The following is an 18,382-nucleotide window of genomic DNA, read 5'->3' on the forward strand; positions in this document are numbered from 1 at the left end:
GCTATAACCCTTCTTCAAAAAGCACATGCAGCTTGGGAAGCGCCGAGCTCAACGCCTCGTCGATCGTGCCATTAAAGGTGAAACCAGCAGCAGCCTTGTGCCCACCACCGCCGAGTTCGCGCGCCACACCCGAAATATCGATATCCGACTTCGATCGCAAATTACCACGCACGACGTGCTTATCGACCTGCTTCAAAAACAACGCCACCTGCGTTCCCGCGACGCTACGCACCATGTCGATAAGACCTTCGGCTTGATCGGGCAGCACCGCACAGCGCGCAAAATCTTCTTCAGTCGCATAGCTGTACGCAACGCGACCCTTATCAAAAATGCTAATACGACCCATGACTAGCGACTTTAAGCGCAAGTACGCAAGGCTTTGGCTCTGATACACTTGCAGAGAAATCTCGGCAGGATTGGCACCTGCCTCCACCAAGATACTCGCAATGGTAAAAGCCTCGGTGTTTGCATTTTGATACTGGAAACTTCCCGTGTCGGTCACCAGCGCGCACATCAAACAGGTTGCCATCTGCGGCGTTAAAGGCACCTTTTTGTAGAGCGCAAATTGCGCAACCAAGACGCCTGCTGCCGCAGCCTCGGGACGAGAAAAGCACACGTCCCCGACGGGCGTATCAGCAGGGTGATGATCAACGGTGGCACGCTTTCGTGCGCGCTCGAAGATGGGCTGAGCCTCGTTAAGGCGCGCAGGATAAGCCAAGTCAACCATAATAAACAGATCAGGATCCTGCGTGTAGGTCGCTGGCTGCACCAAGGTATCGCTTTTTGGTAAGAAACGATACATATCGGGAATGTCCTCGTTATCGGCCAAAAGATTGGTAACCATTTTGTCAGGCCACAAGTGCGAAATGATCATGCTCAAGGCAAGCCCTGATCCCAAGGCATCGCCATCGGGTTTGGTGTGCGCGCAAATCGCTATTGTTTGTGCCTGTTCAATCAATGCCGCAAGAGCATCCAATTGTTGCACGTCTGCGGCGCTCTGTTCTATACGACAACAAGCCACTACGCATCTTCCTTTACAGAATCCGCGGAATTATCCGCCAGACCACTTGCGGCGTCCTTCTCGGCAGCACCGCCAGCGAAACCATCTGCACCGTCGCCTGCGGGATTATCAACGTTATCCAAAGGATACCCATCTTCGTCTTTTGGTACACCTAAAGTGGGAGGAACCTGCTCAAGCGCTTGCGCAATACGCTCGGCCTCGTCGGTCGTACGATCGATTTCGAAGCGCAGCTGCGGCGTCACACGCCAAGCCAAACTGCGCCCCAGAAGCGAACGTATACGCCCCTTGGCCCGATCGAAAGCTGCCATCGTGCGCTCGTATTGCGACGAATCGCAGCTCACAAACACACGCATAAACGAGCGATCGACCGAAACCTCCACAGCCGTAATGGTCACCATGGCCAAATCGGGATCCGAAATTTCGAGCAGCAAAATGCTCGCGAGCTTCTCGCGCGCCTGTTCGTTGATGCGGCGCGACGCTTGATTTTGTTTCATAGCGCCTCCTCTCGGCGAGCAGTGTGGTACAAACCAATCAGTGCAGCTACAAGCTGCAAGCAATCAGACGCCACTACCCTACTCAGTACGAGCTACTTCAACAATCTTATAGCCTTCGATAAGATCACCAGGGTGAATATCCTGGTAATTCTCTAAGCCAATACCGCATTCGAAGCCTGCCTTGATTGACTTCACATCATCCTTAAAGTGACGCAGCGAGGCAATCTTGCCATCAAAGACAACGATACCATCGCGCACGAGACGGACCTTATCGTCACGCGAAAGCTCGCCCTCGACAATCATGCAGCCTGCGGCAATGCCCACCTTGGGCACTTTAAAGGTGTCGCGAACCTCCGCCGTGGCCGTTTGGACTTCTTCCTCGGTCGGCTTGAGCATACCAATACGTGCAGCATCAATATCCTCGATGGCCTTGTAAATGACACTGTAAGTACGAATCTCGACACCGGCGCGGGTTGCTGCAGCACGAGCCTTTGCCTCGGGACGCACGCCAAAGCCGATGATAATCGCGTTGGAGGCGTCCGCCAAAATGACGTCAGTCTCGCTAATGGCGCCAACGGCCGAGTGAATGGTATTGATACGAACCTCGGATTGATCCATCTTATCGAGCGAGTCTTGCAACGCCTCGATGGAGCCTTGTACATCGGCCTTAATAATGAGGTTAAGCTCTTTGACCTCGGCATCTTCGATCGTCTGGAAGAGATTCTCCAGCGTGACATGCTTCACACGCTGCTGTTCTTCAATACGAGCCTTCAGAGCACGCTTATCGGCCAGATCACGCGCGTCGCGCTCATCCGAGAAGACCCTGAACTCGTCGCCCGCCATGGGTACACTTTGCAGACCCAAAATCTCAACAGCGTCAGAAGGTCCAGCCTCGCTCACGTTGTTGCCCTTTGAATCAACCATGGCACGAACGCGACCAAAGCTCATACCCGCAACAAGAGCATCGCCAACATGCAAGGTACCGCGGGTAACCAGCACGGTTGCGACCGATCCACGGCCGCGATCGAGCTTAGCTTCAAGCACGTTACCCGAGGCAAACGTCGAGGGGTTACCCTTGAGCTCAAGTACATCTGCCTGCAGCAAAACGGACTCGAGCAAATCATCGATGCCGATTTTTTTCTTAGCCGAAATGTCGACAAACATATTTTGTCCGCCCCATTCCTCAGGAATAACACCATATTCGGTGAGCTCCTGGCGAACACGGCTGGGATCAGCGCCGGGCTTATCGATCTTGTTCACCGCAACAACAATGGGAACTTCAGCGGCCTTTGCGTGATTGATGGATTCAATCGTTTGCGGCATGACACCGTCGTCGGCAGCGACGATCAAAATGACAATGTCGGTCACACGCGCACCACGCGCGCGCATGGCAGTAAAGGTCTCGTGACCAGGCGTATCGATAAAGGTGATCTTGCGGCCCTTGATGGTTACCTGCGATGCACCGATAGCCTGGGTAATGCCGCCCGCTTCGCCTTCGGCCACACCCGTATGACGGATGGCATCGAGCAGCGAGGTTTTACCGTGGTCAACGTGGCCCATAACGGTTACCACAGGCGGACGAGGCGCCAGATCTTTCGGATCATCGTAGAAGGTGAAGGAATTCTCTTCCTCTTTGGTCATGATCTTGATATCCACGCCTAAGTCATCGGCTACCAGCTCGATAAGATCGTCTGACATGCTCTGCGTCATCGTGAGCGGGGTTCCCAGCAAGAACAAACGCTTAATGATGTCATTGGCGGGCACGCCGAGAAGTTCGGCGAGACCGGCAACGGTGGTACCCTGCGGCACGCGAACGGTGTCGAGTTGGGAAAGATCCTGGTCGTTGGCCAGCGCTTCTTCAATACGCGCCTGCTCAGCGGCTTGTTCTGCCTGCTTTTGGCGACGCTCTTTACGCTTTTTACGACGTCCTGTGGATTCTTTTGTTGCTTCCTCAACCGCTGCACGAGCCTCTGCTAAAATGTGCACGCGATTGTACTCTTCGGCTTCGCGAGCCATGCGCGTGTAGCGATCCTCTTGCTCCTGATGGCGTCCACCGCGACGACCGTGACCACGCTTGGACGTGGCTTCCTGCTCTTGGGCTTGCATGGCGACAATATCGTTGTTCGCGCCAGTGCCAGCACCTGCAGACTGCGCATGTTTATGACGTCCGCGTCTCGAGCCTGCGCCCTGCAAGCCTTCGTGCTTGGACTCGTGCTCGTCACTAGCGCGCTCAGCTCGTCCGTGCTCACCCTTGCCGCGAGCGCCCTTCTCGTCAGAGCCAGCAGCGCCGCCGCGATCGTCAGCTTTACCAGAGCCTTTGCCAGCAGTTTTGCGAGCAGCCTTCTTCTGAGACTTCTTCTCTTCGAGCACCTTTTGCTGCGCTGCAATCTGATCAAGCAAACTCGTCATCGAAGGAATCGCCTTGGGAGCGTTGTCCTTCACGCGCAGCTTCTCGGCTTCTTCGGCAGCCTTGCGCTCTGCCTCGGCCTTCTCGGCCTCCGCCTTTTTACGTGCCTCTTCTTCAGCAGCACGGCGCGCTTCTTCCTCGGCACGCTCCTGCGCACGGCGAGCTTCGGCAGCCTTGCGCTCTTCTTCAGCCTTTGCCTTTGCAGCGGCCTCTTCGGCAGCAAGGCGCTCAGCCTCAGCCTTTTTTTGTGCCTCGATCTCGGCAGCGCGCGCTTCCAAGATAGGAGCGAGCTTCTTTTTGACCATCGAGAGATACGCGTCTTCCAACGACGACGATGCGCTTGAGGCGGGAATCTTCATTTCTTGTAAGTGACCGAGCAACTCTTTGCTGGTCATACCATATTCTTTTGCAAGGTCATGTACGCGAATTTTTGCCATAGACTCAATCCCTTCATATCACAGTATTTCCAAGATAAAGAACCTAGACTAAATCAACGAATCGGGGTCGTCGGACACGGGCAGATCATCCATCTGGGCCATGCGCTCATGCAGACCACAAAAACGAGACCCTTCGCGCGCCATGTTACGGCAAGCGACGCCTGCCTCGGTAACGTACTGGCAGCGCTGCTCTTCGACAGTGTTATCGATAAGATCGTCGGAAACTTCAGCAGGAACTGCGGGCATGGATGCCATAAGCTTAGCGGCAAGCGATTCGTTTTTGATGTCAATATGAAGACCCGTCAGGCGTGCAGTAAGACGTGCATTTTGGCCCTCTTTGCCGATAGCCAAGCTCAGCTGATCATCGGGAACAACAACCGTTGCATATCCTGTCTCGGGGTCAATAGCAACACGGCTCACCTTTGCGGGAGACAAGGCATTGGCAACGCATTTAGCGGGGTCATCGCTCCACAAAATGACGTCAACACGCTCCCCGTGCAGCTCGCCAACCACAGCACGCACACGGCTGCCCTTAGGACCGACGCAGGCGCCAACGGGATCAAGATGCTCATCGGCAGAACTCACGGCAATCTTCGAACGCGCCCCCGCCTCGCGAGCAATGGAACGGATCTCGACAACGCCATCGTAAATCTCGGGCACTTCGGCCTCAAAGAGGCGACGAATAAGATCGGGGTGTGTGCGGCTCACTACGATGGAAGGACGCACATGCTCACCGCGCACGGGTGCGGCATTGCTGGAAGGATCGCGCACGTCAACGATAATGGCCTTGAGGCGCTGGTTGTGGACATAACGCTCGCCCTCAGGACGCTCGTTGCGCTCATTTGGATTACGGCGCACGTCAAAGTATGGAAGCTCGGCTTCGACACCTTCACGGATTTTTACGATGGTGAAGTCATTGGTAATCTGCAAAACGGTGCAGTTGATGATGTCGCCAATGCGCTGCGAAAACTCCTCGTAAATCTGTTGACGAGCAGCATTACGTACGATGTTGTTGATCTCCATTTTTGCATGTGCTGCGGCGATGCGGCTGGTGTTTGCAGGGGTAACATCTACCTCATCAAATTCGGTATACAAACCCGTTTCGTCATCCCAAGAATCCTCGCGCGGTACGAGCTTATAGACATAAATCTTGCCCGTCGCACGATCGATCGTGACTTTTGCACCATCGACAAGGTGCATGATGTCGGCATAACTTTTTGCAAGCGACTGCTCAAGACGATCGAGCAAGTACAGCTGGTCAATGTGTTTTTCCTGACACAGGGTCATCAACGCGTCCATCATTTCTGATGCCATATTTTCTCCTTACGTGTTTTTACGGTATGTTGCTACAGCGTGTTATTGCAGTATTTTGCTGTTGGCACCAGAAAAATCGATCTGGGGCTTTAACGTACAACGATTAATCTCTTCAAGTGCAAACGTAAAACGCTCACCATCGACCTCAAGCACGATGCGACCATCCTCAACGCCCAAAAGCTGTCCCGTATAACGACGACGACCCTCGTGAGCAGTGGTGCTTAGTGCCACATGTTGCTGGGCAAAGCGCTCGAAGTCCTTCAGGCGACGCAAAGGACGAGAAAGGCCTGGAGACGAAACCTCCAAGGTATACGAACCAACAAAGGGATCAAGCTCGTCAATCACCTCAGAAATCCATGAGGTTTGTTGAGTAACTTCGTCCAAACCAATGGTTGGTTTGTTGGGGTCGTCATGATCAATACGAACCCGAACCACGGGAGCTTTGCTCGCACCCACAATCTCGACATCAATGATGTCAATCTGATGCGCTACCGCTGCCTGTTCCAAGGTGGTTAAAAGCGTTTGCGTGATATGCTCGTGAGTCATCGTTTCCCTCCTTCCGCGCAGTTTGTGCGTCGCTGGCAGCGCAGGCCGTGCGCCACTTTGTGCGTATACATACAAGAGGAAGCGGGGCCAAACGTGCACCCCACTTCCTCAAACACTAACAAACATTCGACATAACTATAGCCGTATACGCGACATTTAGCAAGTATGACACACCGAGCGGCTCATAGCTGCCTCCCCGTACACGAAGCCTACAGAAACTTAGCTCATCGTATATTCGGGAATATCACCCGCAGGATCACTAAAGCTAGTAAGCTGCGCGGAGCGATTAAACTGCAGTTTTATCTCGTGCGTATCGGTGGAGGTCACCTGTGCATACTCACCACCAAGCTTTGACCAATCCCATTTCACGACCACACGGACGCTCACGGCGCCATCAGAGCCCGCGGCAACGCTTTCGATATGCACCACGCTTCGCGTAAGAACACCAATACGGGCATCAACGCCTTCGGGAAGTCTAATCCCTTGCTTGACAAAGGCCTGGTACACCTCTTGCTCTGATGCATCCTTGATGGACTTGCCACCAATCGTCATAGTGGGATCAGCATATTGTTTAAGCACAGAGCCACCCGTATAACCGCCTGCTTCAGGGTCGCCGCTGTAGACCGCGTTGACGATCTCTTTTGCATAGGCTTCGATCGTCTTGCCTAGGTTTTTCGTTACGGTCATGGTCACAACACTATCCTTGGTAACAACCGTGCCATAGGCGGGATCGGTCTTTACCACGATCCCCTCTTTTTGTCCCGCTGCGGGAATGACATAGCTGACCTTAATCTTCACCTCAAGCGCCTCAAGCGCCTTGGTGGCATCGGCCTCACTTAAGCTTACAAGATTGGGAATTTCGCGTTTCTTCGAAATGGTGAGGGCAATCTTCTTCTTAGAAGACGCAGGTGATCCCGCCTTAACTGAACTGTCTAGAACCAGATCGGGTGTACCATCGTCGGGTTTCTCGGCAAATTCCCAGGTCAAACCCTGCTCTTCAAGCAGCTTTGTTGCTTCATCTTTTGTTTTACCCACAACTTCAGGCATGATGCGCGGCTTAGAAACCACTAAGGTTATTGTGGTGCCTGGGATAATACGCGCCTGGGGTTTAGGATCCATCTCGAGGATAAGACCTTCGGGTTCATCGGCAAGCTTAGATGTTGTGCGCACTTTAAAGCCCGCGCGCTCGAGCTGCGGCTGTGCGCGCTCGATGCGCCAACCCACCACATCGGGAAGGGTTACACCGCCAACTACCTGCATGTGCCAAAGCACAAACACCACCAGTCCAACCGCAGCGATGCACAACAAAAGGGCAATATATTTGGCTTTTCCATCCCAAGGGTGCTTGCGTACAAGCGCAGCTGTCATGGTCTCGCCATCATCAGCAAACTGACGGCTGCGGAAGCCACGACGCTGGGTCGCAAGCTTCTTAGCATTTGCTAAGGCGCTATTCGTGTCACAAATATTGGCAAGATTGTGTCCGCATTCAGGACAGCGAGCAGGAAGCATGCCGTCGGCAAGTTCGTATGAACAGTGGGGACAACGCATGCTTCCTCCTTGCTAACGAGCAACAAAATTCACGAGCTTATGAGGTACCACAATGACCTTGTTGACGGTCTTATCGGCAAGTTGGGTTGCAACCGCTGCAGCCGCCGCCTCTTTAAGCTCATCGTCGGTGGCATCAGTTGCTACCGTAATGCGAGCGCGAAGCTTACCCATAATTTGCACGACAATTTCTTGCGTGTCGGCTTTGGTCTGAGACGCATCAAAGCTAGGCCAAGGTTCATGATATATCGACTCGGTAAAACCAAGCGCCTCATGATACAACTCTTCTGCCCAGTGGGGGCAAATTGGCGATAACATGGCAACAATATCGCGTGCAACGAGCGCACACAACGCCGCATTGCGCGGGGCATCCTGCGTGGCAAGCAAATACTTGCTCGCAGCATTCACGAGTTCCATAATCGCCGAAATCGCAGTATTAAACTGTGCGCGATCAAAGTCGTTAGTACAACGAATGCCCAGATCATGCAAGCTGCGATGCAGTTCAGCCTCGTCGGGCGTGCAGGAGCTGCGATCGAAGGTCGCACTAAAGTCGGCTTCGCGACTCAAGGTCCACACGACACGCCACGCGCGTTTAATAAAGCGATGGGCACCGCCAACGGCCTCTTCGTCCCAATCGAAGTCCTTCTCGGGAGGAGCGATAAACAAAATCGCTAAACGCATCGTATCGGCGCCGTACGGTTCAATAACACTGGAAGGCGGCACAACGTTGCCCTTCGATTTGGACATGGTGTCGCCGTTGGCGTCTTTGACCATGCCCTGTGTCAACAGGTTAATGAAGGGCTCATCGATGTCGATAAAACCAAGGTCGCGCGCAACTTTTGTCCAAAAACGCGAGTACAAAAGGTGCAGAATGGCATGCTCAATACCGCCGATATAATTATCGACACCCATCCAGTGATTAGCTCTTTGTTTGTCGTAGCAGGCCTTGTCATTGTGGGGATCGGTGTAGCGGATAAAATACCAGCTCGAGCAGGTAAAGGTATCCATGGTATCGGTCACGCGTTTAGCGGGTTTATCGCAGCGAGGACAGATTGTTTCGTAAAACTCTTTGCATTGTGCAAGGGTTTGTCCAGCACCCAAATCGAGGTTTTCGGGCAACAGCACAGGCAAGTCAGACTCAGGCACAGGAACATCGCCGCAGTCGTCGCAGACAATCATCGGGATGGGGTTACCCCAGTAGCGCTGACGAGAAATGAGCCAATCGCGCAGACGGAATTGCACTTTTGAGCGGCCCTTGTGCTGCTCAGAAAGCCATGCGGTAATGGCGCGAGACGCTTCGGAGTGCTTGCCACCCACGAGGCCTGTAAATTGACCAGATTGCACCAAATAGCCTTGGGCCTCCATGGCGCTACCCCAGTTTACGGTGGTGACTTTGATGTCCTTCTCGTCTTTGAGCTGGGTATACAAAGGATCATCATTGGTGCAAATAATGGGGATAATGTCCAAATCGTAGCGTCGAGCAAAGTCAAAATCGCGCTGGTCACCGCAGGGAACACCCATGACGGCGCCCGTTCCGTAATCAAGCACGATATAGTTAGCAACCCAAATGGGGACACGACGACCGTTGACGGGATTTATGACATAGCGTCCCGTAAAGACGCCTTGCTTCTCCATATGAGACGCTTGGCGATCAACGCTCGAGATCTTCTCGGTCTGAGCTTTGAGCTGGGCAAAATCTGCCTCATAAGCGGTGTTAGCCACAAGCTTTTGCGCAAGAGGGCTCTCGGGCGGAAGCGCCAAAAAGCTCACGCCAAAAATGGTGTCCGCGCGCGTGGTAAACACGCTAATGGTTTGATCGGTCGGGGTCTGTCCGTCTTGATTGAGCAGCGTAAAGTCAATTTCGGTACCTTCGGAGCGCCCGATCCAGTTACGCTGCTGTGCCTTGACGTTTTCGGGCCAGCCATCAAGCGTGTCGAGGTCGTCGAGCAACTCCTGCGCATAATCGGTGATCTTGAGGTACCACTGCGACAGATTGCGCTTTTGCGGAATCGTCTTACAGCGCCAACAGCGACCTTCAACGACCTGCTCATTTGCGAGCACCGTCTTACAGCTATCGCACCAGTTCACGGGTGAAGTAGCACGATATGCCAGACCCTTCTCCCACATCTTAATAAACATCCACTGACCCCAGCGATAGTAGGCGGGGTCACAGGTGTTAAATGTTCGATCATAGTCGTACGAGAAACCCATGCGGCGCATGGTAGCGGTAGCTTGGGCGATATTTTGGTAGGTCCACTTGGCGGCCTGGGTATGGTGCTTGATGGCGGCATTCTCGGCAGGAAGACCAAAGGCGTCAAAGCCTATGGGGTGCAAGACATTAAAGCCGCGCATATGCGCTTGACGTGCCATCGCATCGCCAATGGTGTAATTGCGTGCATGACCCATATGCAGATCACCCGAAGGATACGGGAACATCTCGAGCACATATTTTTTTGGCCGGTCCGAAGTGTCTGCAACACGAAAGGTCTTGTGCTGCGCCCAATACGTTTGCCAAGTTTGTTCAATCTGTTTTGCGTCATAGGTCGGCGCTTCAACCATTTGATTCGTTTGGCTTTGTGTATCTGCCACGTCTAACCCTTCCTTCAGCACCTTTGTGTACGTTTATACCTTACGAGCGGAAATTATTCTCGGAATTGCTCTCGCGCAAGACAACGTCGTGCGCGCCACCCTCGACGAGCGAGGTTGCCGAGACAAGTGTGATCTTTGCCTTGTCGCGCAGCTCAGGCAAGTCAAGAGCGCCGCAGTTGCACATGGTCGAGCGCACCTTCGTGAGCGAGCCTTCGACATTGTCTTTAAGAGGGCCTGCATACGGCACGTAGGAGTCAACACCTTCCACAAACGAAAGCTGCTTTTTGCTGCCACCGAGGTCGTAGCGCGCCCAGTTGCGAGCACGGGCACTTCCCTCGCCCCAGTACTCTTTCATGTAAGAACCATTAACGTTGACGCGGCGGGTGGGAGACTCATCGAAGCGAGCAAAGTAGCGGCCAAGCATCAAGAAGTCGGCACCCATGGCAAGGGCAAGCGTCATGTGGTAGTCGTAGACAATACCGCCGTCGGAGCACACAGGCACATACACGCCCGTCTCTTCAAAATACTCATCGCGAGCACGGCACACATCAATCAGTGCTGAGGCCTGACCGCGACCGATGCCCTTTTGCTCGCGCGTAATGCAAATGGAACCACCGCCGATGCCAACCTTAATAAAGTCGGCACCGCAGTCCGCCAAATAGCGAAAACCGTCGGCGTCAACCACGTTACCAGCGCCGACCTTTACGGAGTTGCCATAGTGCTCGCGAATCCAGTCGAGGGTGAGTTTTTGCCACTCGGAATAGCCTTCAGAGGAGTCGATGCACAATACGTCAGCACCCGCCTCGACCAACAGTGGCACGCGCTCGGCGTAGTCGCGCGTATTAATACCAGCGCCGACAATATAGCGTTTATGTTTGTCGAGAAGTTCATCGGGTCGCGCCTTGTGCGAATCGTAGTCTTTACGGAACACGAGTGAACACAGATTGCCCTTCTCGTCAACGATAGGAAGGGTGTTGATCTTGTTTTCCCAGATGATGTCGTTACAAACCTTCAGCGAGCTGTTTTGAGGCGCCGTTACACACTCGGAAGCGGGTGTCATAAACTCGTGAACGCGCAGTTCGCGATCGTCACGCGAAACACGATAGTCTCGACTGGTAACAATGCCGCAGAACTTGCCCGTTGCAGTGCCGTCCTCGGTCACGGGCATGGTGGTATGGCCCGTGCGCTCGCGCAAATCCAGCACGTCCTGCAGGGTCATGTCAGGTGTCAAAGTTGAATCGGACACGACAAAGCCCGCCTTGTACGACTTCACCTCGCGAACCATCGAGGCTTCATCCTCGGGCGACTGAGAGCCGTAAATAAACGAAATGCCTCCTTGCTGAGCCAAGCTCACCGCCAAACGGGGGCCAGAAACTGCCTGCATAATGGCCGAAACCATGGGAATGTTCATCATAATGGAGGACTCTTCGCCGCGCTTAAACTTTACCAGCGGCGTCTTGAGAGACACATTCGCAGGTACATTTTGCGACGAGGAATAACCAGGAACCAGCAGATACTCAGAGAATGTATGGGACTCCCCTTCGAAAAATGTAGCCATAACAATCGCTCCTTTGTGTTCGTGTGCAATGCTTGCGTGTAATGTTTGACCTTGCTTGACCTTGCTTGCGCGTAATGCCTGTAATGCCTACCAGCCCCGCACTTATCGATGCAAGAGGTTGTGCATGATTGTAGCGCACTGGCAGGTTTTATGCTTGCCATGTATGCATATATCCTACTGTTTACGCGGTATCCGAAGATGAACTTTGCCCAGCGCTGTTCACCACATCGTTAAACGAAACCGAAATTGTATGTTTGGTCGGTACCCACTCCACTTTTTTGAACAGAGCTGCCACATTAATAGGAATGTAGGTCATCATAAAGAAGGGGAAGGTAAACAGGTTCGTAAAAATTTTGTACTTCTTCGCAGCGTGAATATGCTTATACTCCACAATCGTTGTCAATAATCCCAGAATAAACAGGACAAAGTACATCGAGACAAAGCTCATCACCAACGAGCCGCTTGCCAGTGCCAGCTCACTTGCGCTGACCAAAAAGCCACCCGAAAGCTTACCAACAATCAAATATGAGGCGTTTACGAATACCGATAAGAGCGTCAAAATCATGCTCGGCGCAATGGTCATGAGCATGTCGTATGCACTAAATTTGCCACGCCCAACCCCGCGGAATAAATCGCGCCAGTACGAGAAAAACACCTGGTAAAAGCCCTTGGTCCAGCGCATGCGCTGGGTCCACGATGCTTGGAAGGTGACGGGTTGCTCGTCAAAAAATTCAGCTGGTGCATAGCCAATGCAAATATTGTTGGCTGCACAGAAAGTCGAAAATTGAATGTCCTCGGTTAAGGTGTGAAAATCCCAGCCGTGCATCCCTTTAATAATTTGATTGGACACCATCCAGCCCGAACCCGAGATGGCACAACTGGTATGGCTTTGCATGCGAGCATTGTTCAAAAACTTCGCCTCACGCAAATACCAGGTAGCATAGCCAGCAGAAATCCAGTTCGAATCAAAGTTTTTGGAATTGCGATAGCTCGTCGCAGCTAAATAGCCCATGTCAAAGACTTGATTCATAATGGAAACGTAATCGGGCGACGCGATATTATCGGCATCAAAAATAAAGAACGCATCAAAGGCGTCGGGGCCGTACTCGTTTAAAATCCGATTGAAGCCATAATCCATAACCCAACTTTTGCCGCGCCGTGCCAAGTCATGGCGCTCATAGACCACCGCGCCTGCCTCAGCCGCTTTTTGCGCCGTCGCATCGGTGCAGGCATCAACCACGACAAAAGTTTCGATAAGTTCGGCGGGGTACTTTTGGTTCTTAATGGAGCGCACCAAATTGCCGATGACCTCTTCCTCGTTGTGCGCCGCAATAAAAAAGGCATATTTGTGCTGCTTTTTGGCAGGAGGAAGCTTGACATCGCCCTTGATGAGTACCCGAATCAAAAACAAAAATTGATAGAGGTACGCAAAGGTATAAAAACAAAACATCAGAGCGTTGAAAAAGACTATTGGTGTAATGGCGGTATGATTAAACTCGTACACGAAATTATCCCATCTTCACTCGTTGTGTGGCGCGTTTGGCGTCGCTGGCGATAAGATCTGTGGAATGATCTCGTCCCCCGCAGCAGTTCTCCCCAGTGAACGCGATTGTATAGATTGTAAACAAGCTAACAGGTCAGCGGGCAAGCAATCACGAATCTGCACGAGCTCTCCCAAAACGGGATGCGTAAACGCAATGCGCCATGAATGCAAAAATTGTCTCGTTAACCCAAGGTTTCGCGACACCACGCGGCTTCCGTACAAGGGATCTCCCACCAGCTGATGCCCAATGTGGCGCATGTGCACGCGAATTTGATGCGTACGCCCTGTATACAGATGGCATTCAAGTAGAGAATAGCCTTCGTCCTTTGGCGTTGCCTCGAAGCGCTCAAGGCAGCGGTAGGTTGTGATCGCCTCGCGGGCGCCAGGCGCATCCGAAACGGTCATCGTCAAGCGATTGCGTGTAGAACGGGCAATACCCGTTTGAATAGTGCCTTCGTCTTGCGACACACAGCCCTGTACCAGCGTAATGTAGCGTCGATCCAAGGTACGCAAGCGAATCAAATCCTGCAGTGCTTTTTGCGTGGCGTCGTCCTTGGCGGCCATCATCAAGCCCGAGGTATCCATATCGAGGCGATGCACAATACCAGGACGATCCTCCCCTTGCAACAGGCCAAGGTGTCCATAGCCGCAATGAGCTACAAGCGCGTTTGCAAGCGTATCGTCAACATGCCCTGGACTGGGATGACACACCAGTCCTATCTGCTTCGATAAGACCAACAGGTACTGATCCTCAAAACGAATATCGAGTGGAATGTACGTGTTAGGACGAAGTAAACCACTTTGCGCAAGGTCATAGGCAGGCGTTGGCGCTTCATAACTGACGCAGATGCGATCGCCCAGCATGACGCGCTCCGACTTGTTGGTCGCAAGCGTGCCATTAATGGTGACGCTTCCTGCTTCAATAAGCTTGACGCAGGCAGAGCGCGAGGCAAAGTCACCCGCCTGTACCATGAAAGCATCAAGGCGCAAGCCGCAAGTTTGCGGATCGACGAGAAAATCAAGAAGCTTGAGTATCGCACCCACCTACTTTGTTGTGCGATCACAGCGCTGATCGTCGCGTCGATCGTAGCGCCATATCAAGATGAAAGCCACAAAAATACCCAAGCTAATGGCAATATCGGCCACATTAAAAATGGGAAACTTTATAAACTCGGTGGCAAAAAAGTCCGTCACACTGCCACGAACGAGCCGGTCAATAAGATTGCCAGCTCCACCGCCGCAAATAACACCAAGACTAACCACGATCGAAAGCGGAAGATTCTTATCATTGATAACCCACAGATAGGCACAAAAGATAATACCCATCGCAGTTGCAATAAAAAGCCAAGTGGCACCCTGCCCGATGCTAAACGCCGCACCGGTATTCTCGACAAGCGATAGACGAAGCACGCCGGGGATCAGCGGCAGATCTCCCCGTACTAACACGAGGCGCATCCACGCTTTACTCACCTGGTCAAGCACCACCACAAGCAGGGCTATGGCGCTCAAAAGAGCAATCCGTGCACCCAGCGTAATGCCTGCGGTGGCCTTTTTGCTTCTCAGCTTTTCTTTGAAGGATGCCTTGGTCATGGTTGCTACTCGCTTTTGGTCGTTGCTCACTTTGGTTGTTGCTCGCTTTGGTCGCTGCTCGCTTTGGTCGCTGCTCGCTGTTGTCGATGCGCTCGGTCGTTACTCGCTTTTGATTGCTACTACAACGTCATGGCAACGAGCGCACAGACCGTCATCGCCCAACGTACGCCAGTTCCAGCAACGAGGGCATTTATCGCCCGAAGCGTTGGTCACGACACACACGCTTTCGGCGAGTGTTCCAGCAGATGTAGCGCTGGTCGTCGCAGCGTCAGCGGATTCGGCCTCGTCGATCTTCTCGGCAGCGAGATCGAGCTTGCAAAGCTCTACCTCGGAGCATACGAACGATTCACTCAAGTCAACACCGCTAGCACGAAGCAAGTCGTACAGCTCGGGCGAAACCGTAAGCTCGGTGCGCGTTGCCTGCGTGGTCTTCTCGGCAATAGAGCCCTGTGCCAGCGCCGCATCGTAAGCGCGCGTGAAGCTCGAACGAACGTCCGCTACCGCCTCGTAGGCTTGCAGGAGCGGCTCGTACTGCTCACAGGTCATGGGTGCCTCGAACCAGTCGAGAAGAGCGGCGTGAGTTTGATTATCGCGCAGCGACTTAGGCAAAAATTGCATGACTTCGTCAGTGGTGTAGACCAAAATGGGCTGGAAATCATGGACGAGCATGCTCAAGATGTATGACCAAGTCGTCAGGGCACTTCTGCGCTCGAAGCTCGATGGGGCCGAACAATAGGTTCTGTCCTTGGTCGCATTCAAATAATCGTTCGAAAGCTCCGTGATGATGTAATCGTACAGCGTGCGATATACCACGTTGAAGCGGTACTGCTCGTAGGCACGGCTCACGATGTCGTGCACTTCACACATGCGTGCCAGCGCGAGTTTATCGTTGGGAAGCAAATCCTGCACCGCAATGCCGTCGCGAGCAAGGTCAAACTGCCCCTCAAGCTCGCCGAGCAAGAAGCGCATAGTGTTACGAACCTTGCGATAAGCATCGCCAACATGCGACAAAATGCTGTCATCACACGAAACATCTGTGGAAGTATCGACCGACGCGACCCACAGGCGCAACACGTCAGCACCCTGTGTCGCACATACCTTGTTAGGATCAATGACATTGCCCAACGACTTACTCATTTTGCGGCCATTGCCATCCAGGGTAAATCCTTGCGACACCACGGCTTTGTAGGGAGCAACATCGTAAGCGCCAATGGAGGTCATAAGCGAACTCATAAACCAACCACGGTGCTGATCCGACCCCTCCAAGTATATATCCGCAGGAAAATCAAGGTAATCGCGATGCTTGCAAACGGCGGTGTGGCTGACACCCGAATCCCACCACACGTCCAAAATATCGGTATTCGCAACGAGCTTGGTGCCGCCGCATTCAGTGCATACGCAGGCGTCACCGAGGTAGTTGGCAGGGTCATCCACAAACCACGCGTCAGAACCCTTAGCATAAAAGAGCTCGATGACCTTATCGAGAGTCTTATCGTTTATGACAGTTGCACCGCAAGAAGCGCAGGTATATGCGGGAATAGGCACACCCCAATTGCGCTGGCGAGAAATGCACCAGTCGGGCCTGCCCTCAACCATCGAACCAATGCGATTGCGCGCATGGTCGGGATAAAAACGAACCTTCGCTAAGGCCTCGGCCGCACGTGCGCGCAAACCAGTCTTATCCATCGACACAAACCATTGATCGGTTGCGCGGAAAATGACGGGCTGCTTGCAGCGCCAGCAGTGAGGATACGAGTGCGTAATGTCCTCGTGTAAAATGAGCGATCCTCGCTGCGTGAGCCATTCGATAATAACAGGATTTGCCTCGTTGACGTGCATGCCGCCGAAGGGGCCACCGCTGCCAGCGCCTTCGCCTTTATAGAAGTGGCCATCGTTGTCGACAGGCATGGTGATGGGGATATCAAAACGCATACCCGCATTGTAGTCGTCAACACCGTGACCAGGCGCTGAGTGAACAACACCCGTACCATCGTCAAGGGTGACATAATCGGCATAAATGAAGCGTCCCTGAGCACCCAAATCACCAAAAATAGGCTGCAGGTAGGTATTACCCTCGAGTTCAACGCCCGTTTTTGACCAAATGCTGCCATCGGGATTGGTGATAAGTTCGACGTTAGTGTAGCCAAAACGCACGGCGTTCTTCTCGTACAGCGCTTGCGCCATGAGCTCGACGCGTGGGATAGGCGCGGTGCTGGTGGACGCGCCGTCTGCGTTATCGGCGTTGTCGCCACTGTCGCCGTTGTCGGTAATTTTAAGCGCGACATAGGATGCCTCGGGATGCAAAATCACAGCTTCGTTGGCAGGCAGCGTCCAAGGCGTTGTTGTCCAAATGTCAACCCAGATAGAGCCTGCAAAGTCCTCGAGCCCTGCGGGCACAGACGTGAGTTTAAAGCGTACAAAAATAGCGGGCGAAACTTCGTCGGAGTACTCAATCTCGGCTTCCGAAAGCGCGGTATGACAGTGGTAACACCAATGCACGGGCTTACGGCCACGGTACACGGCGCCTTTATCGAACACTGCTTTGAAGATCTCGATATCGGTTGCATCGTAATCATGTGTGTAGGTCAAGTAAGGGTTGTCCCACTCGGCCAACACGCCCAGACGCTTGAAGCCCTGCCGCTGGGTGTCAACCTGCTCAACGGCCATACGGCGACAAATTTCACGGATCTTCTCGGTAGGTAAGGCATTGAATTTTTGCGTACCAAGCATGCCTTCTACCTTGTGCTCGATGGGCTGACCGTGACAGTCCCAGCCAGGAACAAACGGCGTCTGGTAGCCGCGCATGGACCAGTAGCGGTTGATAATATCCTTCGAGATTTTATTTTGTGCATGCCCGAGGTGAATGGGGCCATTTGCATAAGGAGGGCCATCGTGGAGCACGAATTTTTTGTGTCCTTCATTTTTTTTGAGTAGCAACTCATAGATACCCGCCTCATCCCAAGCGCGACGGCGGTCAGGCTCTGTTTGAGCCAAGTTCGCGCGCATGGGAAATGCTGTTTTTGGAAGATTCATTGTTGCTTTAAACTCGTTTGCCACCAAAAACCCCTTTTCTTTAAGCTGACTTCTCTTTTGAGGCATGCAAGTCATGCCGCAGGCGTGACGTCGTGGACTCGCCAGGCGCGATGCCTAAGCAAGGCTGCTGGAACGCAACTGCGCGCTTGCATAAACCATAATGATACCATGCAGCTGCAGGCGTTTGTCGCGCGTTTGTGTCGATGATGTTATCGAGCTGTGAATATATTTTGACAATACCACGCTGACCTATTTATCGTGCGTGCAGAGCGTATCTTATGAGATCCTCAAAGTGATCGCGCGTG

Annotated in this window: 12 protein-coding genes; all 12 read right to left on the minus strand. The window is 53.0% G+C overall.

What is annotated here, in order from left to right; genetic code table 11:
* Position 1: 1 nt before the first annotated feature.
* The 12 genes from HMPREF3192_RS04800 to ileS all read right to left on the minus strand — a co-directional run bounded on the left by HMPREF3192_RS04800 (position 2) and on the right by ileS (position 18,101).
* Complete coding sequence (locus HMPREF3192_RS04800) at positions 2-1,021, minus strand: DHH family phosphoesterase (protein WP_231723365.1); 1,020 nt, start codon at positions 1,019-1,021, stop codon at positions 2-4.
* Positions 1,021-1,515 (minus strand): 30S ribosome-binding factor RbfA, encoded by a 495-nt coding sequence (gene rbfA / locus HMPREF3192_RS04805; RefSeq protein WP_082715655.1) that lies wholly within the window; start codon positions 1,513-1,515, stop codon positions 1,021-1,023. Before rbfA ends, HMPREF3192_RS04800 begins: the two co-directional genes overlap by 1 nt.
* Positions 1,516-1,593: 78 nt before the next feature.
* Positions 1,594-4,359 (minus strand): translation initiation factor IF-2, encoded by a 2,766-nt coding sequence (gene infB, locus HMPREF3192_RS04810; protein ID WP_066305911.1) that lies wholly within the window; start codon positions 4,357-4,359, stop codon positions 1,594-1,596.
* 48 nt (positions 4,360-4,407) lie between these two features.
* On the minus strand, positions 4,408-5,673 hold the full coding sequence (gene nusA / locus HMPREF3192_RS04815; protein ID WP_066305914.1) for a transcription termination factor NusA: 1,266 nt from the start codon (positions 5,671-5,673) through the stop codon (positions 4,408-4,410).
* A 42-nt stretch (positions 5,674-5,715) separates the two neighbouring features.
* Entirely contained in the window at positions 5,716-6,219 is a 504-nt protein-coding gene (locus HMPREF3192_RS04820; protein WP_066305916.1) for a ribosome maturation factor RimP, read from the minus strand.
* Positions 6,220-6,438: 219 nt separating this feature from the next.
* The gene (locus tag HMPREF3192_RS04825; protein ID WP_066305918.1) at positions 6,439-7,767 is read right to left on the minus strand and encodes a PASTA domain-containing protein; all 1,329 of its coding nucleotides are present in this window, start codon (positions 7,765-7,767) and stop codon (positions 6,439-6,441) included.
* 12 nt (positions 7,768-7,779) lie between these two features.
* Positions 7,780-10,323 (minus strand): leucine--tRNA ligase, encoded by a 2,544-nt coding sequence (gene leuS / locus HMPREF3192_RS04830; RefSeq protein ID WP_066306084.1) that lies wholly within the window; start codon positions 10,321-10,323, stop codon positions 7,780-7,782.
* Positions 10,324-10,393: 70 nt separating this feature from the next.
* Positions 10,394-11,911, minus strand: coding sequence for an IMP dehydrogenase (locus HMPREF3192_RS04835; RefSeq protein WP_066305919.1), 1,518 nt, complete (start codon positions 11,909-11,911; stop codon positions 10,394-10,396).
* Positions 11,912-12,092: 181 nt separating this feature from the next.
* Entirely contained in the window at positions 12,093-13,361 is a 1,269-nt protein-coding gene (locus tag HMPREF3192_RS04840; RefSeq protein ID WP_066306086.1) for a glycosyltransferase family 2 protein, read from the minus strand.
* Between the two features lie 69 nt (positions 13,362-13,430).
* On the minus strand, positions 13,431-14,498 hold the full coding sequence (locus HMPREF3192_RS04845) for an RluA family pseudouridine synthase (RefSeq protein WP_231723366.1): 1,068 nt from the start codon (positions 14,496-14,498) through the stop codon (positions 13,431-13,433).
* Positions 14,499-15,044, minus strand: coding sequence for a signal peptidase II (lspA, locus tag HMPREF3192_RS04850; protein ID WP_066305920.1), 546 nt, complete (start codon positions 15,042-15,044; stop codon positions 14,499-14,501).
* A gap of 99 nt (positions 15,045-15,143) precedes the next feature.
* On the minus strand, positions 15,144-18,101 hold the full coding sequence (gene ileS, locus HMPREF3192_RS04855) for an isoleucine--tRNA ligase (RefSeq protein ID WP_066305921.1): 2,958 nt from the start codon (positions 18,099-18,101) through the stop codon (positions 15,144-15,146).
* Positions 18,102-18,382: the final 281 nt, after the last annotated feature.

This window comes from Atopobium deltae (genome assembly GCF_001552785.1).
GTDB classification, from domain to species: Bacteria; Actinomycetota; Coriobacteriia; order Coriobacteriales; family Atopobiaceae; genus Atopobium; species Atopobium deltae.